This is a genomic window from Leptotrichia sp. HSP-342 (assembly GCF_041199995.1).
GTDB lineage: Bacteria > Fusobacteriota > Fusobacteriia > Fusobacteriales > Leptotrichiaceae > Leptotrichia > Leptotrichia mesophila.
The window spans coordinates 1,324,806-1,346,086 of sequence record NZ_CP165646.1 but is presented as its reverse complement, the minus strand read 5'-3'; the positions used below and the strand labels follow the sequence as shown (position 1 = coordinate 1,346,086).

18 protein-coding genes and 1 pseudogene are annotated in these 21,281 nt (G+C 29.5%); 16 read left to right on the top strand and 3 right to left on the bottom strand.

Annotated features, from left to right (window positions below):
* Window positions 1–139 precede the first annotated feature (139 nt).
* Both AB8B23_RS06955 and AB8B23_RS06950 read right to left on the bottom strand, forming a co-directional pair.
* A complete protein-coding gene (locus AB8B23_RS06955; protein WP_369712139.1) occupies window positions 140–1,483 on the bottom strand; it encodes a hypothetical protein in 1,344 nt (447 codons plus the stop codon).
* Window positions 1,380–2,171, bottom strand: coding sequence for a P-loop NTPase fold protein (locus tag AB8B23_RS06950; RefSeq protein WP_369712138.1), 792 nt, complete (start codon window positions 2,169–2,171; stop codon window positions 1,380–1,382). Before AB8B23_RS06950 ends, AB8B23_RS06955 begins: the two co-directional genes overlap by 104 nt.
* 706 nt (window positions 2,172–2,877) lie before the next feature.
* Between AB8B23_RS06950 and AB8B23_RS06945 the strand changes: the two genes are divergently transcribed.
* The 4 genes from AB8B23_RS06945 (at window position 2,878) to AB8B23_RS06930 (ending at window position 7,687) form a co-directional block, all read left to right on the top strand.
* Window positions 2,878–4,251, top strand: coding sequence for an FAD-dependent oxidoreductase (locus AB8B23_RS06945; RefSeq protein WP_369712137.1), 1,374 nt, complete (start codon window positions 2,878–2,880; stop codon window positions 4,249–4,251).
* A 35-nt stretch (window positions 4,252–4,286) separates the two neighbouring features.
* A complete protein-coding gene (gene hemL, locus AB8B23_RS06940; protein WP_369713916.1) occupies window positions 4,287–5,588 on the top strand; it encodes a glutamate-1-semialdehyde 2,1-aminomutase in 1,302 nt (433 codons plus the stop codon).
* A 22-nt stretch (window positions 5,589–5,610) separates the two neighbouring features.
* A complete protein-coding gene (gene cobT, locus AB8B23_RS06935) occupies window positions 5,611–6,738 on the top strand; it encodes a nicotinate-nucleotide--dimethylbenzimidazole phosphoribosyltransferase (protein WP_369712136.1) in 1,128 nt (375 codons plus the stop codon).
* Window positions 6,739–7,066: 328 nt separating this feature from the next.
* Window positions 7,067–7,687, top strand: a complete 621-nt coding sequence (locus tag AB8B23_RS06930) for an outer membrane beta-barrel protein (protein ID WP_231370747.1) — start codon at window positions 7,067–7,069, stop codon at window positions 7,685–7,687.
* 587 nt (window positions 7,688–8,274) lie between these two features.
* Here the strand turns inward: AB8B23_RS06930 and AB8B23_RS06925 are convergent.
* On the bottom strand, window positions 8,275–8,466 hold the full coding sequence (locus AB8B23_RS06925) for a helix-turn-helix domain-containing protein (protein ID WP_369712135.1): 192 nt from the start codon (window positions 8,464–8,466) through the stop codon (window positions 8,275–8,277).
* Window positions 8,467–8,616: 150 nt separating this feature from the next.
* On the opposite strand from AB8B23_RS06925, the gene AB8B23_RS06920 reads away from it, so the two are divergent.
* The 12 genes and pseudogenes from AB8B23_RS06920 (at window position 8,617) to AB8B23_RS06865 (ending at window position 21,274) form a co-directional block, all read left to right on the top strand.
* Window positions 8,617–9,963 (top strand): bifunctional folylpolyglutamate synthase/dihydrofolate synthase, encoded by a 1,347-nt coding sequence (locus tag AB8B23_RS06920; protein ID WP_369712134.1) that lies wholly within the window; start codon window positions 8,617–8,619, stop codon window positions 9,961–9,963.
* 226 nt (window positions 9,964–10,189) lie between these two features.
* The gene (locus tag AB8B23_RS06915) at window positions 10,190–10,969 is read left to right on the top strand and encodes a tetratricopeptide repeat protein (protein ID WP_369712133.1); all 780 of its coding nucleotides are present in this window, start codon (window positions 10,190–10,192) and stop codon (window positions 10,967–10,969) included.
* A gap of 137 nt (window positions 10,970–11,106) precedes the next feature.
* Complete coding sequence (locus AB8B23_RS06910; protein WP_369712132.1) at window positions 11,107–11,847, top strand: tetratricopeptide repeat protein; 741 nt, start codon at window positions 11,107–11,109, stop codon at window positions 11,845–11,847.
* A 133-nt stretch (window positions 11,848–11,980) separates the two neighbouring features.
* Window positions 11,981–12,142: a hypothetical protein gene (locus AB8B23_RS06905; RefSeq protein ID WP_039901132.1), complete on the top strand. Its 162-nt coding sequence runs from the start codon at window positions 11,981–11,983 to the stop codon at window positions 12,140–12,142.
* A 297-nt stretch (window positions 12,143–12,439) separates the two neighbouring features.
* Window positions 12,440–14,119 (top strand): dihydroxy-acid dehydratase, encoded by a 1,680-nt coding sequence (gene ilvD / locus AB8B23_RS06900; RefSeq protein ID WP_026746555.1) that lies wholly within the window; start codon window positions 12,440–12,442, stop codon window positions 14,117–14,119.
* A gap of 27 nt (window positions 14,120–14,146) precedes the next feature.
* The gene (locus tag AB8B23_RS06895; RefSeq protein WP_369712131.1) at window positions 14,147–15,016 is read left to right on the top strand and encodes an alpha/beta hydrolase fold domain-containing protein; all 870 of its coding nucleotides are present in this window, start codon (window positions 14,147–14,149) and stop codon (window positions 15,014–15,016) included.
* A 607-nt stretch (window positions 15,017–15,623) separates the two neighbouring features.
* Window positions 15,624–16,841, top strand: a complete 1,218-nt coding sequence (gene ilvA, locus AB8B23_RS06890) for a threonine ammonia-lyase (RefSeq protein ID WP_369712130.1) — start codon at window positions 15,624–15,626, stop codon at window positions 16,839–16,841.
* 189 nt (window positions 16,842–17,030) lie between these two features.
* A pseudogene (locus AB8B23_RS06885) lies at window positions 17,031–17,230 on the top strand (hypothetical protein).
* 126 nt (window positions 17,231–17,356) lie between these two features.
* On the top strand, window positions 17,357–19,075 hold the full coding sequence (gene ilvB, locus AB8B23_RS06880; RefSeq protein ID WP_369712129.1) for a biosynthetic-type acetolactate synthase large subunit: 1,719 nt from the start codon (window positions 17,357–17,359) through the stop codon (window positions 19,073–19,075).
* Window positions 19,068–19,556 (top strand): acetolactate synthase small subunit, encoded by a 489-nt coding sequence (gene ilvN, locus AB8B23_RS06875; RefSeq protein WP_021743752.1) that lies wholly within the window; start codon window positions 19,068–19,070, stop codon window positions 19,554–19,556. Before ilvB ends, ilvN begins: the two co-directional genes overlap by 8 nt.
* A 256-nt stretch (window positions 19,557–19,812) precedes the next feature.
* A complete protein-coding gene (locus tag AB8B23_RS06870; RefSeq protein WP_369712128.1) occupies window positions 19,813–20,562 on the top strand; it encodes a class I SAM-dependent methyltransferase in 750 nt (249 codons plus the stop codon).
* 22 nt (window positions 20,563–20,584) lie between these two features.
* Window positions 20,585–21,274, top strand: a complete 690-nt coding sequence (locus AB8B23_RS06865) for an aspartate/glutamate racemase family protein (protein WP_369712127.1) — start codon at window positions 20,585–20,587, stop codon at window positions 21,272–21,274.
* Window positions 21,275–21,281: the final 7 nt, after the last annotated feature.

The window sequence follows — 21,281 nt, the reverse complement described above, 5'->3', positions numbered from 1 at the left end:
TACATTCCCTTTTTATAAAACATTTTTGTGAAATCTAAAATAATTTTACAATTTTTACTTCTATTTTTAAGTGTTTAGTAGATTTAAAAAATGAATTTTTATAGTTGCCTAACTTTAGAGATGATTTTTTATCCTAGTACTATTTAGTTTTTAATTCATTTAAAATATCTTTCCATTCTTCATATTTATCTTTATTTTCTTTTTTCAGTTTTCTCTTGAATTTTTCTATGTCAATCTTATCATTTTTTAACCTATCAGTTATCTCTTTAATTGTAGGATTTATTTCTTTCAAATCTAATTTCAATATATTTAAATTAATAATATGATGAACATTTACTTTTATGATACTATTTTCTCTTAAGATCTTTACATAATTAACTAATTTTTCATTTTTATAAAATTTATCTAGGTATTTTTTTGATTTAATATCTAAATCCAAATTATTTTGATTAAAACTATTTTCTACATCAACGATGAAATCAAAATGCATTCCCAAAATAGTAAACCATGCGTCTTCTTTATATTCATTTTCTGCTTCTTTAAATGCCTTAAGTAAGGAATTTACATCATCATTAAATTTAAAATTTTTAATTCCAATCTCTATATTGGAATTTAAGGTATTGTATTCCGAAGTTTGAGAAGTTTCATTATAAATTTCAGAAATAAAGTTTAAAATTTTATAGATTTCTTGTTTATTTTTATGTTGGTTAGATTTTTCAAATATTTTTTCTTCTGACAGATTAATATTATTCGTTTGAATTAATTTGATAATATCACTAAGTTCTTTTAAAGAAATTAAAGATAAGCTATATAAAAATTTACAAAATTCGCTTATTAATAAATATTTATTAATAAAGGTGCTACCACAATTATTTGATTTATTATTAATTTTTTCAATAAAAATTTCTACATCATATAAACACAATTTATAATCTAATTCAAATTGATAATATAATTGAATAAAATCATATTTAGTTATTTTATTATTTGCTATAAAAAAATCTAAAATTTGTTTTTTTTCATCTTCTGAAAATTTAAAAATTTTAGCAGTTTCTAAATACTCTTCAATTAATATATTTTCATCATTATTTATTTTTCCAGTAATAAAATTTTTAATATTTTGATATTTTGAAAAATAATTTTGCGTTTTAGATTTTTTATAATTTAAAACTTCATTAGCAGATGAATAGATAAACTGATTATAATTCTTTTTTGTGTTAAAATTAATTTTTGAATTATATTCTTTGTCAAACATACTATTTAAAAGTGCTTCCATTCTACCATTTATCGTTAAATTTTCCAAAGATTCCGGTAATAATAATTCAAATATTTCAAATAATATAAATATCTTTTCGTAAATTTCTTTATTTTCAATTATTTCATTTACACTTATATTTATATTTATATTCTTTATAAAGTCTTTCAATATTACGGAATGTTTGTCTTGAAAGGTAAATTTTATTTTGTTTTTTCTCTTTTTCAAATTTTCCATCTTCAATTTCTGAATTGAAAAAGAGTAAATAATGTTCTTCAATAGCTTTTTTGCATTGTTTTATAATTTTTGATAAGTTTTCATCTTCACAAAAATATTCAATTAATTCTTCGATATTTACTTTTTGTAAATAAAATTTTTTATCAAAATATTTGTCTAAATAATTTTCTCCTTCTTTGTCTTCTGTATGGCTTTGTACCTTTTCATTTAGTTTATTATAAGACGACAAGGTAATAAGTCCTATTTTTTCTCTTAATTCAGTATTTATTTCTCCAATGAAACTAAGAATTTCTTGTATATCTTCTCCTTTTTCTATTCTATCTAAATCATCTAAAACTATAACAATTCTTTTATTTAATTTACACATTTTCTTTACGATTTCTTCTATAGTTTCATTATAATTTTTTTCTATTTGATTTAGTGTTATTCCCTGAATTTCGATACCAAAATATTTTGTTAAATTTGAAATAGATGTATTAAATATTCCATTTTTAGTAAATACTTTGTTTAATTCAGTCAAAAAAACTTTCCTAAATTCTTCTCTAGTTTGAAAATATGGGGCTTTTATATAAATAAATTCATAATTTCTTTCATATACTTTCATAAATTCTTTTATAAAAAATGTTTTTCCATTTCCCCATTCATCATCTATAATAATGGAATCTAATGTATTATCCAAAATATTCTTTAATTTTTCTAAATCTTGATTTCTGCTGGTTATTAATTTTGATTTATTTTAATTATTAATATCGATTTTTTTATATTTCTTTATATAATTTACTATGAAATCATAAAGTAGAATTATAAATAGAATACAACAACTAAAAATTATTTGAAAATTTTTTATACTATTATATTTTCTTAATTTATATACAACTATTTGAACACATATTATAGAAAATATATATTTTAAATAATCAAAAAAATATTTTTCTATTTTAAGTTTCTTTTTCAATATTATAATAGTAAAAGGAAGAATTAATAAAAATAAAATTATCCAGTTACTGAAAACTATAACTTTTTTTTCATCTTTTAAAATTTCATTTATAAAAAAAGCTATTGGAATATTTATTAAAATCCATTCAAATAGTTTTTTTAATGTAATTTTTGTTTTCTTCTGCATATGCATAGTTGTTTGTTCACACTCCTTTATTTATATTTTGTAATATTTAATTTCTTTATTTTTCAATATATATTTTATTATAGCATATAATAATGGAAAAAAGAAAACAAAATAAAAAGTTAAAAAAAAATAATAAAATTTGTAAACACAAATACTCTTGTTTTTTTATAAAAAATGTGGTATTCTTAAGACAAGGAAATCTAATTTTATAATGAATACAATTATGTAACTATAATTGTATAAAATGGAAAGGACGAAGAAAATGAAAAAATACGATGCAATAATAATTGGATTTGGAAAAGGTGGAAAAACTTTGGCGGGATTTTTGGCTGGGAAAGGTCAGAATGTAGCTTTGATTGAGAAATCGGACAAGATGTATGGGGGGACTTGTATAAATATTGGGTGTATTCCTACGAAAAAACTTGTTGACAGTACAAAAGTTCTTAAAAATAAAGGATTAAGTGGTATTGAGGAAAAGGAAAGATTTTATGAGGAAAGCATAAATAATAAAAATACACTGATTGGTGCATTACGTGGAAAAAATTATGAAATGCTGGCTACAAAGGAAAATATTGATATTTACGATGGATTTGGAAGTTTTGCTTCAAAAAATATAGTTAATATTGAAAGTAATGGAGAAAATGTTCAGATTGAAGGAGAAAAAATATTTATAAATACAGGTTCGACTGCAATAATTCCTGGTATAAAAGGGATTAAAGAAAGTAATCATGTTTATACAAGCACTTCAATTATGGAACTTAAGGAACTTCCTAAAAAATTGACTATTCTGGGAGCAGGGTACATTGGGCTGGAATTTGCTTCGATGTATGCTGATTTTGGGTCAGAAGTTACGGTTATTGATTTGGCACAAAGACTTATGCCTAGAGAAGATGAAGAAATTGCTGATAGGGCAAAGGCTATATTTGAGGCAAAAGGAATCAAATTTTTACTGGAATCAAAAATTGAGGAAATTATTGATAAAAATGGAAAAGGATATGTGCAAATTTCACAAGGGGCAAACAATAGCGAAATTGAATCAGACGCAATTCTTGTGGCAATTGGAAGAAAACCTAATACAGAAGGGCTTAATTTAGAAGCGGCAGGAGTAAAAACTGACGAAAAAGGTGCGGTTGTAGTTGATGAAACATTGAAAACAGCAGCTGACAACATTTGGGCAATGGGAGATGTGAAAGGCGGACTTCAATTTACATATATTTCTCTTGATGACTTTAGAATAATAAGAGATAATCTTTACAATGGAGGAAATAGAACGGTAAATGACAGAAATGTAATTCCATATAGCGTATTCATAAATCCGCCATTATCAAGAGTTGGAATGACTGAAAGCGAAGCAATTGCCAAAGGATATGAAGTAAAAACAGGAAGACTTGAAGCAATGGCAATTCCAAAAGCAAAAATAGAAGGTGTAACAGATGGTCTGCTTAAAGCAGTTATAGATGCAAAAACAGATAAAATACTGGGATGTACTTTATTATGCAACACTTCCCACGAAATGATAAACATTGTTGCAGCGGCTATTAAAGCTGAACAAAAATATACATTCCTAAAAGATATGATATTTACTCACCCAACAATGAGCGAGGCTTTGAATGATTTGTTTGGGAGCGTGAAATAAAAATGGATAATTCATTTTCTAAAAAAGATAAGGAACTGTGTACGGAAAATTCAAGAAAAATTTATGAAAAAGCTAAAGAGTCAATACCAGGTGGAGTGAACAGTCCAGTTAGAGCGTTTCAGTCGGTGGATAAAGAATATCCAATTTTTATTAAAAGTGGAAATGGAAGTAAACTTTATGATGAAGACGGAAATGAGTATGTAGATATGATAGGTTCCTGGGGACCGATGATTTTGGGACATAATTATCCAAAAGTTTTCGAAGTTGTAAAGAAAGAGCTTGAAAAGGGGACTTCTTTTGGACTTCCTACGAAAAAGGAAGTAGAACTGGCAGAACTTGTAAAGAGCTGTTTTCCATCAATTGAAAAATTAAGATTGACTACTTCAGGGACAGAAGCGGCTATGGCAAGTGTGAGAGTTGCTCGTGCATTTACTGGAAAAAATAAGATTATAAAATTTGAAGGATGTTATCACGGACATTCAGATTCATTACTGGTTAAGGCGGGATCAGGGCTTTTAACATTTGAGCATCAGGATAGTAACGGGATTACTGAGGGAGTTGTGAAAGATACGATAACATTGCCTTTTGGAGATTTTGATAAATTAAAGAAAACTTTGGAAAATGATAATGATATTGCATGTGTGATTATTGAACCAATTCCAGCAAATATGGGGCTTATTGAAACAGAGAAGGAATATTTGGAAAAAGTACGTAAAATCACGAAAGAAAAAAATGTAGTGTTAATTTTTGACGAGGTAATTTCTGGATTTAGGGTTTCATTAGGTGGTGCTCAAAAAGTATTTGGAATTACACCTGATTTAACTGTTCTTGGAAAAATTATAGGTGGTGGTTATCCAGTTGGTGGATTTGGTGGAAAAAAGGAAATTATGAACTTAATTTCGCCAGTTGGTAATGTTTATCACGCTGGAACGCTTTCCGGAAATCCAATTTCAGTTGCTGCAGGGATAGAAACAATTTCGATTTTGAAGGAAAACCCTGAAATTTATGAAAATGTAAATAAAAAAACGGAGAATTTGGTAAATAAAATTAATGAATTAATAAAAAAATATGATATTCCAGCAAGTGTGAACTACTTCGGAAGCTTATTTACAATATTTTTCTCAAAGGAAAAAGTGAAAACTTTGGAAGATGCAATGAATACAAATGATAAATTTTACAGCATATATTTTGATACAATGCTTGAAAATGGAGTAATTGTGCCACCTTCAAAATATGAGGCACATTTTGTTTCATATATTCACAATGATGAGGATGTGGAAAAATTGTTGAAGAGTGCGGAAAAAACTTTTCAAAAAATTGCTGAAAAATTAAAATAAATTTGTAAATAGAGGAATATATATGGAAAGCATAAAGAGTAAAATTACAGGAGAAATTTTATTTGATACAATAAAAAAAATAACAGATTTAGACAAAAATAGAATGAAAAAAAAGGAAAATGAACTGAATTCATTATTAAAAACTCCAAAAGGACTCGGAAAACTGGAAGAACTGGCAATTAGGCTTGAGGGAATGAGTGAAAATTATAAACCTCACAAAAAAATGGTACTTGTAATAGCAGCTGATAACGGTGTGGAAAGAGAAAAAGTCAGCAAATCTAAAAGAGTAATAACACAGTATGTAGTAGAAGCAATGTTAAATGGCAAATCATCAATTAATGCTCTCTCAATGGCATATAATGCTGATGTGAAAGTGGTAGATCTAGGAATTGATGAGAGTTCGGACATAAAAAAAGAAATAGATTTATCGGGAATTATTAACAGAAAAATTATGGAATCAGGTACTAATAATATTGCTAAACAAGCCGCAATGGAGTATGAAGATGCTGTGAAGGCTATAGAAACTGGGATTGAAATGATTGACGAGTTTGTAAGAGACGGATACAATTTATTTGCAACTGGAGAAATGGGGATTGGAAATACTACGACTAGTAGTGCTATTTTAAAGGTTCTGACAGATTTGTCGCTAGATGAGATTGTTGGCTATGGAAGCGGAATAGATGATAAAACTTTGGAGCATAAGAAGAATGTCGTTAAAAAAGGAGTTGAAGTGAATGGATTATCAAAATTTTTTGAAGAAAATATAAATGGAACAGGAAAAAAAGAAAAATTTGAAAAAAATAAAATAATAGATGTACTGGCAAAAGTTGGGGGACTTGATATTGCTGGAATGGTGGGAACTTATCTAGGATGTGCAAAAAAACGTGTACCTGTTGTGATAGATGGTTTTATTTCAGCAATTTCTGCTCTTGTTGCTTATAAAATTTGTCCAAACTGCAGGGATTTTATGATTGCTTCCCACTTGAGCGAAGAGCCTGGAATGAAGTATATTATGAAAGAACTGGATTTAGAGCCAATGCTCTTTATGAATATGAAATTGGGGGAAGGTACTGGGGCTGTTATGATGTTCCCTGTGATTGAGGGAGCTTGTAATATTACTGAAGTTGTAAGAAAATATCCTGATGTATAATTTAAGAAATCTGTAAAGTTTTAACAATTTTTATTTCTCAATTTACAAGATAGTTTTTTCTATGACGATACTCAATAAAAACAAATATAAAAATAATAAAATTGCTTAAGAAAGATTATAATTTATAATTTATAAATTATGTTTATTGCTAATTAAATATGGGATTTTAAAGATTTTTTAGTTGTGATATTTACATGTTTTTTAAATTTAAAAAATTAATTTCATAAAGAATTTTTTAAGATAATTTGTTGACAAAGTAATAAAAATTTGGTAAACTGTAATTGGTAATAAAATAATTATTAAAAAATAAGAAATGGAGGTAATTTTTGTGAAAAAATTAGTGTTATTATTGGGACTAGTTGTAAGTGCAACCGCTATGGCTGGTGTTGCTGAAGTTAGAATAGGTGGAGACTTGACAAACCGTGCAACATTTAAAGATACTGATAATTCAACATGGAGAATCAACAAAGATGCATTAAAGAGAGGATTTGAAATTACAGGTGAATATAGAACACCAGTATTTAATGAAAATCTTGAAATGGGTGGTGGAATTGCTTATAAATATAATAAATTAAGCAGTAAAAACTTACCAGGAGTTAGTGTAAAAGGACTTAGTTCAGTACCTGTGTATTTTACAACAAGATATAACTTTAAAAATGATTCTGAAGTTACTCCTTATGTAAAAGGTAATTTAGGAGTTGCATTTAATTCTGGAAAAATAGAAATTAAAGAAGGACCTTCTAGTGTTAAATTCAAATATAATTCAGGAATTTATTATGGAATTGGAGCTGGAATTCAATATAAAAATTTTGTAACTGATTTATCATATAATATAAATAGTTTGAAAACAAAATTAGATGTCGATCTTCCTGGATATAAAGCAAATAATAAATTTAATACTAATCACGGAGCACTTACTTTAGGAGTAGGTTATTCATTTGGATTATAATTAAATTAAGTACAAATATAATAGAGTTTAAATATTTTAACTGTCTTTCAAAATTGAAGGGCAGTTTTTTTGGTATCATAAATCATAGTATTAAATGCAACATTTTTTAGATTCCCTCAAATTTAATTTCACGCAAAAATTTTTCAAATGGTGTTGCATAGTTTAAACATTTTCTTGGTCTTGAGTTTATAGGCATTGAAATTCTTTCTCTCTGTCTGATGTAAAAGTTTTAAAAACTTCTCTTGGAATATTTGGTGTCAGTTGCTTTATTATATCTAGCATTGAATTTTTGTTTTTATCTGCTATTTTTATTGCTACATAAAATGAATCTCGTCTTTAACTCCACAAATATTGCAAAACAGGCTCTGGTCAACTATCAAGTCTAATTTCTAATCTGTTTTCTTGGCTTCTTCTGGTCTCTCGCTAATTGACTTTCTGATATTAAATTTTCGTTTTGTCTCTTTAGTTTTTACTTTCTTCCCCCAATTATTAAGGTAGATAATCAGAAAATTGCTGCATAGTTAGATATAGATAATCTTGAAGGACAATCTTTCTTTTAATTCCCTCCCAGCAATCTATTAAGACGATCATGTTTTACAGAATTTGTCTTCTATTAGGAATTTCAATTCAGGAGTAATTTTTAGATTTTTTTTAATCTCATGATAAATGGTAGCTCCGTTCCTATTAAGAATTTGAGTAATTTTAGAAATCCTGTAATATTCTTTTAACAGAACCTCTAGTTTATTTCTTTCGTTTATGGTAAAATATTTATGGCTCATGATATATTTCCTTTTGTCAATGTTTTTGTAGTTACTAATATTTTAACGCGAAATTATCATGAGTTTCTATATTTTTTTAGTTTGTTGCAATATTATTATACAATCTATGATACTAAATAAAAATAAAGGAGATATTGAGAAAATTAGATAATGAAAATAGATGAGATTTTAGAAAAAATTTTTAATACGAGAACGATTAATAAGAGGATAACTAATGAATCTTTAAATCAAAATAATGAAAAACTGAAAAAAATTTATGAGTTGCTGGGAGAGCCGTGTAAAAATAAGAAGATTATTCATATTGCAGGAACGAATGGGAAAGGTTCGACAGCTACATTTTTAGAGGGTATTTTTTTTGCAGCGGGATATTCTGTTGCAAAGTTTACTTCGCCACATATTTTACAGTTTAATGAGAGAATTTTGGTGGATAAAGAGATGATTTTTGATGAGGATGTTGTGAAGTATTATGAAGTTGTTATGGATATTTTGGAAAAAAATTCGTTGCAGATAAATTTTTTTGAGATAACAACTTTTATGGCTTTGCTTTATTTTAAGGCAAAAAATCCTGACTTTATATTTCTGGAAACTGGTCTTGGCGGAAGATATGACGCTACAAATGTTGTAAATTCGGCAATTGCGGCTATAACAAATGTGAGTTTTGATCACATCAGTCTTTTGGGAAATTCGCTTGAGAAAATTGCAGACAGAAAAGCTGGGATTATAAAAGATGGACAGCTGTGCATTTATGCTCAGAATTTGGCTGAATTGGAGAATGCGGTAAAAAAGAAAACTGATAATTCGGTAAATGTCTTGAAAAAGTATGAAAATTTGCAAGTCGAGCTGGATACACAAAATTATAAGACAATTATAAAGATTTTGAAAAGTGAAAATTTAGATGAATCTGAAAATATTGAAGATAAAAAAAATAAACATAATTTGGAAAAAATATTTAAATTGCCACTTTTTGGAAAATTTCAGGCAAATAATTTTTTGATTGCTTACGAAATTGCTAAAATTTATAGTATCAGCGATGAAGTTATTCAGAAAGGACTTGATGAAATTTCCCTGGCTGGGCGGTTTGAGATTTTTTCAAAAAATCCAGCTACAATTCTGGATGTGGCTCATAATGATGATTCTGTACGAGTTCTTGTAGAAAATTTGAATGAACTTTTTAAAAACGATGAAGTGATTTTTATTCTTTCGATACTTGGAACAAAGGATATTGCAAATATTTTTGAGAAAATTTTGGAAAAAAATTACAAAATTTTTATAACTTCTCTAAAAGACGTTACTTACGGACTTTCTGCCAATGAAATAAAGAAAAATCTGGAAAATGCAAATATTTTGACAAATAATATTATTTTTGAAGACAATATTTTAGATGCCTATAATCAGGTAAAAGAAATGGTTTTGGAAAAGAATAGTCGGTATAAGGCGATAGTGGTTTGTGGCTCTTTTTATGAAATTGCGAAATTTAAGAAGTTATTTTTGAAATAGATAAAGTCAAGGAATGTAAGGAAAAATGGAATTAATGTTTTTTCTTATTTATAAGGAAAGTAAGGTTGCTTTTTTGTGTAATTTTTACTATAATAACGACTTCTATTCTTTTACTTTGTCTAAGTCTATGTAAAATTTTGATTTTTTTAATAATTGTGATACAATAAATGGAGAAATTTTTAATTAAACAAAAACAAAGAAATAATGAAAAAAGGTAGGTATAGAAATGAAGAAATTATTAGTTTTTGTGGTAATTCTAACTAGTTTAATTTTTGGAGTGCAGGGATTTTCACAAATGAATTCTAAGGAATTTGAAAAAGTGATGGAGAAAGTGTCGGAAGAATATGATAAAGGAAATAGACTGAAGGCAATATCAATGTTAAAAGAAGATATACAAAAAAATCCAACTAATGTTGTATTAAAAGCTGTATTGGGAATGTTGTATGATGACATGGGCAAAAAGAATGAAAGTGAAAAAGAATTAAATGAAGCGATAGAGATGCAGAAAAAATATCCTTTTATAGCAGATGATGGGAAGAAATATGATATAAGGCTATTAACAGGGATAGTTTATATGGGAATGGAAGAATATGAAAAAGCATTAAAGTGGCTTAGCAAAATCGATAATAAAAATCTTGAAAGCGGGGATGAGATAAATTTTATAATGGGCTCTTTAAATTATAAATTGAAAAATCCGGAAGAAGCAAAGAAATATTTTTTGAAATATTATAATAAAGATGCAGAAGGAGATTCAGAAAATATTTTGGGAATGATTTACCATGACGAAGGAAATCAGAAAGAAGCAATGAAATGGTATCTGAAGGCAATTGAGAAAAATAATTTAGATGCAAAAATAAATTTAGGAGTACTTTATGCTGAATTGGGAGATAATACAAAATCATTACAATTGCTTAGAAAGGCGTTGAGTGAGGCTAGAAAAATAAAAGATACAGAAAAGATAAAAGTTATACAGGAATCTATTAGAGAAATTGAAAGCAATAATTAAATTTATTATTATTTTTACGTTATATTTAAAACCAAATAAAAAATTATAAAAAGTATGAATAGATAAGAACAGAATAACTAGAATTCTTAAATAAGATTTAAAAAAATTTAAACAAGAAGTAGAGAGGAAGAAATATTATGAAGAAATATTTAATTTTATTATTAGTGATTATAAACTTAGGTTTAGGGGTTCAGAGTTTTTCAGCAATGACAAAGGAGGAGAAAATAAAGCTGGAAAAACAAATACAGGAGGCATATGATAAAAATGATGAAAAGAAGGCATTACTATTGGTTGCAAAATATGTGAAGGAATTTCCAAATAATGCTGATTATTTAAATAAACTAGGAGTTTTATATGATAATAAAGATGATCATATAGAAGCTGAGAAATGGTATTTAAAGGCTATAGATAATGGAAGTTTTATTGCGATTTCAAACTTAGCAAATTTGTATATTGAAAAAAAAGAATATGAAAAATCAATAAAATATTACAAAGAATATCAGAAAGTAGCAGATAATACAGAAAATTATTTTTGGATTGCGGCGGCATATGCTGAGTTAGAGGATTATAAGAATGCAAAAGAATGGTATTTAAAATCGGTAAAATTTGAAAAAGATGGATCGCCAGAAAATAGGCTAGGACTAATTTTTGATAATGAAGGAAATCAAAAAGAGGCAATAAAATGGTATAATGCATCTATTCAAAAGGGTAATTTATGGGCATATGATAATTTAGCAGTCTTGTATTTAAACTTAGGAGATTATGACGCTGCTGAAAAATTAGTACGAAAAGGATTAGGACTGGTTAAAAGTCCAGATGATAAGGATATAAAAAAAGAATTTGAGGAAACACTTGAAATGATTAAGAAAGCAAGATAAATTTTAAATTCATTTAACATTAACAGAATATATAAGCCATATATATAATATATATTTTACAAAATGATTGATTTTTGATATAATAATTTCATACAGATAAATGAATCAAAAAATTGAAAAACTGGAGGAAATTATGTCATTATTAATTTTAGTCTTATCATTATTACTGATTATTGAAATTTTAGGAATTAAAGTTGTACAAAATAGAAAATACGTTGCCTTAAAAGTTTCTAACAATGATTTTGTTGTATCGGTAAATGATAGAGAAGTAATGGCTAATTTTACTGGGAAATAATTGATAGAATTATATGGAATAATAAAAAAACTGTTATTGTTTTTGTAACTTTGAGGCGATTTATATACAAATCGTCTTTTATTTTTTTAAAAAACTAGTAAAAATAAAGTATTCAATGCAATTTATAAAGAAAAATAAGTAAAAATTTTATAAAATATGTGATAAAATATAATCAAATAACTTTAGAATGATTATTTTTAAAGTTTGCTGATATTTTATAGATAAAAATATATAGGAAAATCTTAAAAATTGAGATTAACTATATATGAAAAAACAAATTTTAGGAGAGTGAAATCAATGACAATGAAAGGAAAAGGAAGAAGTAACAACTTGACAAGAGGAGAGGCTAGAGCTCCACACAGATCGCTTTTGAAAGGGTTAGGATTTACAAGTGAGGAAATGGATCGTCCAATTATTGGGATTGCTAATTCATTTAATGAAATTATACCGGGGCATGTTCATTTGAAAAATTTGGTTCAGGCTGTGAAGGATGGTATAAGAATGGCTGGAGGAGTTCCAATGGAATTTAATACAATTGGAATTTGTGATGGACTTGCAATGAATCATATTGGGATGAAATTTTCACTGGTAACAAGAAACATAATCGCAGATTCGATTGAAGCAGTTGCAATGGCTACTCCGTTTGATGCGATTGTATTTATGCCAAACTGTGATAAGGTAGTGCCTGGAATGTTAATTGCGGCTGCAAGACTAAATATACCTTCAATATTTGTAAGTGGAGGAGCGATGCTTGCGGGAGTGTATAAAGGTAAGAAGATAGGTCTTAGTAATGTGTTTGAAGCAGTTGGAGAATATGAAGCTGGATTAATAACTAAAAGAGAACTTAATTCTGTTGAAGAAATGGCATGTCCGACTTGCGGATCTTGTGCAGGAATGTATACGGCAAATACAATGAACTGCCTAACAGAAGCACTTGGACTAGGGCTTCCAGGAAATGGAACTGTACCAGCGGTATTTTCAGAAAGGATACGGCTTGCTAAAAAAGCTGGGATGCAAATTATGGAAGTATTGAAAGCAGATGTTCGTCCAAAAGATATTTTGACAAGAGAAGCATTTGAAAATGCGGTTGCAATGGATATGGCTCTTGGTGGATCATCAAATACAGCTCTACACTTGCCAGCGATAGCACATGAAGCAGGAATAAAATTGACATTGGAGGATTTTAATGAAATTGCAAAAATAACTCCGCAATTGTGTAAATTATCGCCATCTGGTGAACATTTTATAGAAGACTTGTATAGAGCAGGTGGAGTAACAGGAGTCATGAAAAGACTGCTTGAAAATGGAAGATTGCATGAAAATACAAAAACTGTAGCATTGCGTACTCAAGGAGAACTTGCAAAAGAAGCATTTATAAATGATGATGATGTAATCAAGCCTTGGGATAAGCCAGCCTACAAAACTGGTGGAATTGCAGTATTAAAAGGAAATTTGGCACCAGACGGCTGTGTTGTTAAAGAAGGAGCAGTAGATCCAGAAATGTTACAGCATACAGGGCCAGCAAAAGTATTTAATAGTGAGGAAGAAGCTGTAGAAGCAATTGTTGGTGGAAAAATCGTAGCAGGAGATGTTGTAATTATTAGATATGAAGGACCAAAAGGTGGACCTGGAATGAGAGAAATGTTATCACCAACTGCGATGATTGCTGGAATGGGACTTGATAAAGATGTTGCATTGATTACAGATGGAAGATTTTCAGGAGCGACAAGAGGAGCTTCAATTGGACATGTTTCGCCAGAGGCCGCTTCGGGTGGAAATATTGCTATAGTTCAAGATGGAGATATTATTGAAATTGATATTCCAAGCAGAACAATAAATATAAAAATTTCGGATGAAGAAATTGAAGCAAGAAAAGCTAAATTGGAGCCATTCAAAATTGAAGTAAAAGGGTATTTGAAAAAATATGCAATGCACGTGTCTTCTGCAGATAGAGGGGCTATTGAAATATTGGATTAATGTGTTTTAACAAAGGAGAAGATTGAAATGGGAAATGGTGGAGAAAGTAAAGTTTTAAATATTGAGCTGACACAAGAGAAGATAAAATCAATAGTGAATGTTACTTATTCACAGCCAGTCAGCTATTTTAGAAAAAATATAAAATTGGAAATGGATATTTTGAAACCAAATAGAGAAGGAAAGTTTCCAACAGTGCTGTTTGTAACAGGTGGCTCATTTGCACATAGCTACAAGGAAAATTATTTACAGCAAAGAATTGAAATCGCAAAGGCTGGTTATGTGGTTGCAAGCATGGAATATAGAACTATTCCTGATGGAGTATTTCCGCAAAGTGTGGAAGATGTAAAATCAGCAATCAGATTTTTGAAGGCTAATGCTGATGAATATGGAATAGATAAGGAAAGAATAGCTATAATGGGTGATTCTGCGGGAGGTTATCTAGTGGCAATGGCTGGAGCGACAAATGGGACAAGAGATTTTGACAAAGGTGAAAATTTATCTGAAAATAGCGATATAAAGGCAGTTATTGATATTTATGGAGTAACAGACTTTGGAGAAGTGGATTTTGAAATTCCAGATGATATTGATGAAGGTTACAGGGCAATATTATTATCAGTGAAATTTTGGCTAAATGATGTAAGAAATGATATAAAAATAACAAACCCAATATCATATATTTCCGACAAAACACCACCATTTCTATTGATGCACGGAGATGCAGACACTTTAGTCCCTCCAATCCATACAGAAAAACTTCATAAAGCATTAATTGAAAAAGGGATAGAATCAACAAGATATGTAGTAACTGGGGCAGGACATTCTGATGAATATTGGTTTCAGCCAGAAATTGTAAATATAATAATAGAGTTTTTAAATGAAAAAATAAAAAATGTCTAATATTTAAATAAAAAATAGATAACGTAGTCGCAATTTTAAATTTTGTAAAAAGAATTATAGTTAATGGGTATTTTTTTTGTAATTTTTATGTTTTTTCTTTTTTATAAAGCAAAGGGGAACAGTCGCCATCCCCTTTGCAAACCCGGCTTGTCTAAGCATTTTTTGAAAACAAAAATTAAACTCGCTTCGCTCACTTTCGCGAATAAAAATTGATAAAACTTTACAAAATAAATTTATTATGAAGATTATGGCGAAAGAAACACATAAATGTGTTTAGTAATTTTTATTTCCAAAAAATCACGAAATTTTTAACTTAATTATACTAATTGTAATAGTAAAAATAATAAGCAAAATTTCGTTAAAGGAAAAAGAAGTGTTTGAGCTTTTGGAATATATTTTGAATGAAATGCAGTTGCTTTTATTAAAACAATTGAAATTCAAAAGCGAGTTTTCTTTTTTCTTTATAAGAAAGTTTTGCGTAAAGCGGGGATGTAAGGGCATGGCGATTGATGCCCTTACGTTAAAAAAATTAAAAATGTAAATAAGAAATATTATATAAAAATAGATATTTAAAATAAATAAAAAATTTTTGAAGAAGGTGAAGAGATTGCATAAACTTTATGATTTTATAGAAGCAAGAGAGAGATTAAGTACTGTGATTACTAAAACTAAATTGATTCACAGTTCGGTATTTTCCAATGAAACTGGAAATGATGTCTATATTAAACCTGAAAATTTACAAAGAACAGGTTCGTTTAAACTTAGGGGAGCGTATAACAAGATTGCAAAATTGACGGAAGAGGAAAAGAGAAAGGGAGTTATTGCTTCATCAGCAGGGAATCATGCTCAGGGTGTGGCTCTTGCAGCTCAAAAACTAGGAATTAAGGCAGTTATTGTAATGCCTAAATACACACCGCTTATAAAGGTGGAAGCAACTCGTCAATATGGTGCTGAAGTTATTTTGGCAGGGGAAGAATATGATGATGCCTATAATTATGCGAGAGAATTGCAGCAGAAAGAAGGATATGTGTTTATTCATCCGTTTAATGATGATGATGTTGTGGAAGGACAGGGAACAATTGCACTTGAAGTGTTAGAAGAATTACCTGATGCTGATATAATTCTTGTGCCACTTGGAGGTGGAGGACTAATTTCAGGAATTGCACTTGCGGCAAAACTGAAAAATCCTATGATAAAAATAATCGGTGTGGAGCCAGAAGGAGCAGCTTCGGCAATTGCAGCTCTAAAAAATGGAGATATTGTAGAACTGCCTGAAACAAATACGATTGCGGATGGAACGGCAGTTAGAAAAATTGGGGAATTGAACTTTGATTATATAAAAAATTATGTGGATGATATAATTACAATTTCAGATTATGAACTCATGGAATCGTTTCTTCTGTTAGTTGAAAAACATAAAATTGTTGCAGAAAATGCAGGAGTTCTTTCGGTTGCGGCACTTAGAAAAATTAATGAAAAAGGGAAAAAGATTGTATCAATTTTAAGTGGAGGAAATATTGATGTGCTGACTATTTCCTCTATGATAAATAAAGGGCTTATTGTAAGAGGTAGAATATTTAGATTTTCGGTTGACTTGCCTGATAAACCGGGACAGCTGGTTACTGTATCGCAAATCTTATCTGAACAAAATGCAAATGTTATAAGGCTTGATCATAATCAGTTTAAAAATCTTAATAGATTTCACGATGTGGAACTTCAGGTAACGGTGGAAACAAATGGTGAGGAGCATATTCAAAAAATAATAGAAGAATTTAACAAAAAAGGATATGTAGTTAAAAGATTGAATTCTCAGGAGATAGAATAGAAAAGTTAAATAGTATGCAATTAAAAATTTATTAAACATTTACTGTTTATACTAAATCCCATTTAAATAACGAAATTATTACAAACTTTTTTAATAAAGGATATAAGCCTAATATTTTCAAATAATTAAAATATAATTTTCATTTTTTAAATAAAGTCTAGTATAAATAATCTGTCGGAGCATTTTTCTGTGCTGGCAAAACTGTTTGAGTGTAGCGAGTTTTTTGTCAGTGCAGAGAAATGTCGTAGACTAGCCATAGGTTATTGCGTAGCAATCTTGCCACAATTTTGATTATTAGGATAAACCTTTACTGCAAGATAAGGTTTTGTGGCAATGAGCAATCCTACGAAAATAAAAATGAAAAAATATTTATTAATCAAGATATCTAAAAAATCATTCCTATTTTTAAATGGGATTTAGTATTAAATGGGAAATACTATTAGAAATATTATAAATCAAGAAATTAAATTATCGAAAAATTAATAAAAAAATCAAAAAGAAAAGGTGGTTGAAAAATGAGTAACGAAATGATAAATGGTGCAAGAATGTTATTGGAATGCCTTCATAGAGTGGGCGTAACTGATATGTTTGGGTATCCTGGTGGAGCAGTAATACCAATTTATGATGAAATTTACAGCTTTAGTAAAATTAAACATTATTTTGCAAGACATGAGCAAGGTTCAGTGCATGCAGCAGATGGATATGCGAGAGTTTCTGGAAAAGTGGGAGTTTGTCTTGCTACTTCGGGACCTGGAGCAACAAATTTAGTTACAGGGATTATGACTGCACATATGGATTCTGTACCATTACTAGCGATAACAGGACAGGTAAGAAGCAACTTGCTTGGTAGAGATGCTTTTCAGGAAACTGATATTGTAGGAATTACTGTTCCAATAACAAAAGGAAATTATTTGGTGCAAAATATTAAAGATATTCCAAGAATTATAAAAGAGGCTTATTTTATAGCTTCAACAGGAAGACCAGGACCTGTACTGGTAGATATTCCAAACGACATTCAACAGCAGGAAATATCTTATGATGAATTTAATAAGCTGTTTGACAAAGAAGTACAGCTGGAAGGATACGAGCCGACTTATGTTGGGCATCCTGTACAGATAAAAAGAGCTTTATCATTGATAAAAAAAGCTAAAAAACCATTAATTATAGCGGGAGCAGGTGTCATGAAATCTGGAGCTTCAAAGGAACTTTTAGAGCTGGCAAATAAAATGGATATTCCAGTAACTACAACTCTTTTAGGACTTGGAGCGTTCCCTGAAAATCATGAATTATCACTTGGAATGCTTGGAATGCATGGTACTGTTCCAGCAAATTATGCCACAGACGAGGCAGATTTGGTAATTGCGGCTGGGATAAGATTTGATGATAGAATCGCAGGAAATCCAAGCAAATTTTGTGAACGTGCAAAAATAATACATATAGATATTGATCCTGCTGAAATTGATAAAAATAAAAAGGCTGATGTGCCGATAGTTGGAGATTTGAAAAATGTGCTTTCTGAAATCAATAAGGAATTGGAGCCACAGGATCACAAAGAATGGACAGATAAAGTAAAAGAATGGAAAAAAGAATATCCATTGGCACATAGAGATGTTGGTAAGGATAAATTGCTTCCACAGGAAGTGTTAAAGGCAATTAACGATATTCTGGATGGGGATACAATTGTTGTAACAGATGTTGGACAGCATCAAATGTGGGCTGCACAATATATGACTTATAAAAATGCAAATAGCATTGTAACTTCAGGTGGAGCTGGAACAATGGGATTTGGAGTGCCAGCAGCAATTGGAGCTCAAGTTGGGGCGAGAGATAAGAAAGTTGTGTTAATTGTTGGAGATGGCGGTTTTCAAATGACGCTTGAAGAAATTATGATGATTAGACAGTATAACTTGCCAGTAAAAATAGTAATTATAAATAATTCATTCTTGGGAATGGTTAGACAATGGCAGGAGTTATTTAAAGATAGAAGATATTCTTTTGTTGATTTGGAATGTAATCCTGATTTTGTGAAAATTGCTGATGCTTATGGTATAAAATCGGAAAGACTGAAGACAAAGGCAGATTTGGAGAATAAATTAAAAGATCTGATTTTATCAGATGAAGGTGTGATACTGGATTGTATCGTTGAAAAGGAAGAAAATGTGTTTCCAATGATACCAGCAGGAAAAACTGTAAGTCAAATGATAGGTAAGAAAGGGGTACTGGAAAATGATTAAGGAGCATGAAATATTAATAATTACAAAAAATACAAGTGGAATTGTATCAAGAATAATGTCTATGTTTAATAGAAGAGGATATTCGGTAAACAAGATGACTGCTGGAGTTACAAACAAGCCAGGTTATGCGAGATTGACACTTACAGTTGATGGTGACGACAAGGCATTAAATCAGATTCAAAAACAAGTTTATAAAATCGTTGATGTTGTGAAAGTAAAGATTTTTCCATCAGAAGGAGTTATAAGGCGTGAACTTATGCTTATAAAAGTAAAATCTGATGCTCAGACAAGAGCTCAAATCGTTCAAATTGCAGACATTTATCGTGGAAAAGTCCTAGATGTGGCACCAAACTCGCTTGTAATAGAACTTACAGGAAATGTGAAAAAATTGCGTGGATTTGTGGAAATGATGAAAAGTTATGGAATACTTGAAATCGCCAAAACAGGGGTTGTAGCAATGAGTAGAGGCGAAAAAATGTAATATTTTCAGAATTTATACAAAATCTTTTTAAATAACGAAATTATTACAAACCTTTCAAACAAGAAAACATAATAAAAATAGAAAAACTATTATTAAACAAAATAATTCGGTATTAAATCTCATTAGAAAACAAAAACTATAGTAATAATGAGAACCTTGCTAAATAATATGTATTTTAAAATTTATTAAATATTCACTATTTAAATGCGGAATAGTATTAAAGTGTAATCTTAAAAAACAGAAAGGAAATATTAAAATGAAAGTAAGTCAGCATTGGGAAAAGGAAAAATATGAGAAAAATGCACGTTTTGTATCAGTTTATGGAGAAGATTTGATTGAATGGTTAAATCCTCAAAAAGATGAGTATATTTTGGATTTAGGCTGTGGAGATGGAGTATTGACTAAGAAAATTACTGAATATGGGTGCAAAGTTTTAGGACTTGATGGAAGTCAGAAATTTGTTGAGGCAGCAAGAAAAATTGGGGTTGAAGCAGTACAGGGGGATGCACAGAATATGAAATTTGAAAATGAGTTTGATGCGATTTTTTCCAATGCGGCACTACATTGGATGACTAATCCGGAGAAAGTGATGGAAGGAGTATCTCGAGCCTTGAAAAAAGGTGGACGTTTTGTAGTCGAGACGGGTTGTAAAGGAAATGTGGAAAAAATAGAAAATGCTATTTTTGAAACTGTAGAAAAACATAACCTGAAAGCTAAAAAATGCTGGTTTTTTCCAACTCCAGAAGAAAAAACGAAATTACTTGAAAAATATGGATTAAAAGTCAAAAGAATGATAACTTTTCCCCGTCCTACTTTGCTTCCAACTGGAATAAAGGGATGGCTTCAAACTTTTTCTGCACCTGCTCTTGCAAATGTTCCAGCAGAAATGCATGAAAAACTGATTGATGAAATAACAGAAAAAGTTGAAAAAGAACTGGAAAGAAATGAAAATGGACAAATTTTGGCTGATTATGTCAGATTAAGATTTGAGGCTGTAAAAGAATAGATAATTTGAAAGGAAGATGAATTTGAAAACTATAGGATTAATAGGAGGAATGAGCTGGGAAAGCACGATAACTTATTATAAAATAATAAATGAAACTGTGAAAGAAAGGCTTGGTGGACTTCATTCGGCTAAATGCATATTATACAGTGTGGATTTCCAGGAAATAGAAGAATGTCAGGCAAACGGCAATTGGGGAAAAAGTGGAGAAATCTTAGGAGAGGCTGCATATAATTTGGAAAAAGCGGGAGCAGATTTCATAGTTATCTGCACTAATACAATGCATAAGGTTGTTAACCAGATTAAAGAAAAAATCTCAATTCCAATATTGCATATTGCTGAAATGACAGCAGAGAAAATATTAGAAAAAGGATTAAAAAATATAGCATTGCTAGGAACCAAATATACAATGGAACAGGATTTTTACAAATCAAAACTTATTGAAAAAGGTATAAATGTCATAGTTCCTGATAAAAATGATGTAGAAATTATAAATAAAGTAATATATGATGAACTTTGTCTTGGGACTATAAATTCTAATTCAAAAAAGAAATTTTTAGAAATTGTTGATAAACTTAGAAACAAAGGGGCAGAAGGAATAATATTAGGCTGTACTGAAATAGGGCTTCTTATAAAAAATGAAGATACTGATGTCCCGTTATTTGATACAGCGATTATTCATGCGGAGCGGGCAGCAATTTATTCCATAAAATAAAAATAAA

What these genes read in the sequence shown, in the direction of transcription:
- AB8B23_RS06945 (WP_369712137.1), top strand. Translation starts at nt 2,878, where the DNA reads ATGAAAAAATACGATGCAATAATAATTGGATTTGGAAAAGGTGGAAAA.
- cobT (WP_369712136.1), top strand. Translation starts at nt 5,611, where the DNA reads ATGGAAAGCATAAAGAGTAAAATTACAGGAGAAATTTTATTTGATACA.
- AB8B23_RS06925 (WP_369712135.1), bottom strand. Translation starts at nt 8,466, where the DNA reads ATGAGCCATAAATATTTTACCATAAACGAAAGAAATAAACTAGAGGTT.
- AB8B23_RS06920 (WP_369712134.1), top strand. Translation starts at nt 8,617, where the DNA reads ATGAAAATAGATGAGATTTTAGAAAAAATTTTTAATACGAGAACGATT.
- AB8B23_RS06915 (WP_369712133.1), top strand. Translation starts at nt 10,190, where the DNA reads ATGAAGAAATTATTAGTTTTTGTGGTAATTCTAACTAGTTTAATTTTT.
- AB8B23_RS06910 (WP_369712132.1), top strand. Translation starts at nt 11,107, where the DNA reads ATGAAGAAATATTTAATTTTATTATTAGTGATTATAAACTTAGGTTTA.
- AB8B23_RS06905 (WP_039901132.1), top strand. Translation starts at nt 11,981, where the DNA reads ATGTCATTATTAATTTTAGTCTTATCATTATTACTGATTATTGAAATT.
- ilvD (WP_026746555.1), top strand. Translation starts at nt 12,440, where the DNA reads ATGACAATGAAAGGAAAAGGAAGAAGTAACAACTTGACAAGAGGAGAG.
- AB8B23_RS06895 (WP_369712131.1), top strand. Translation starts at nt 14,147, where the DNA reads ATGGGAAATGGTGGAGAAAGTAAAGTTTTAAATATTGAGCTGACACAA.
- ilvB (WP_369712129.1), top strand. Translation starts at nt 17,357, where the DNA reads ATGAGTAACGAAATGATAAATGGTGCAAGAATGTTATTGGAATGCCTT.
- ilvN (WP_021743752.1), top strand. Translation starts at nt 19,068, where the DNA reads ATGATTAAGGAGCATGAAATATTAATAATTACAAAAAATACAAGTGGA.
- AB8B23_RS06870 (WP_369712128.1), top strand. Translation starts at nt 19,813, where the DNA reads ATGAAAGTAAGTCAGCATTGGGAAAAGGAAAAATATGAGAAAAATGCA.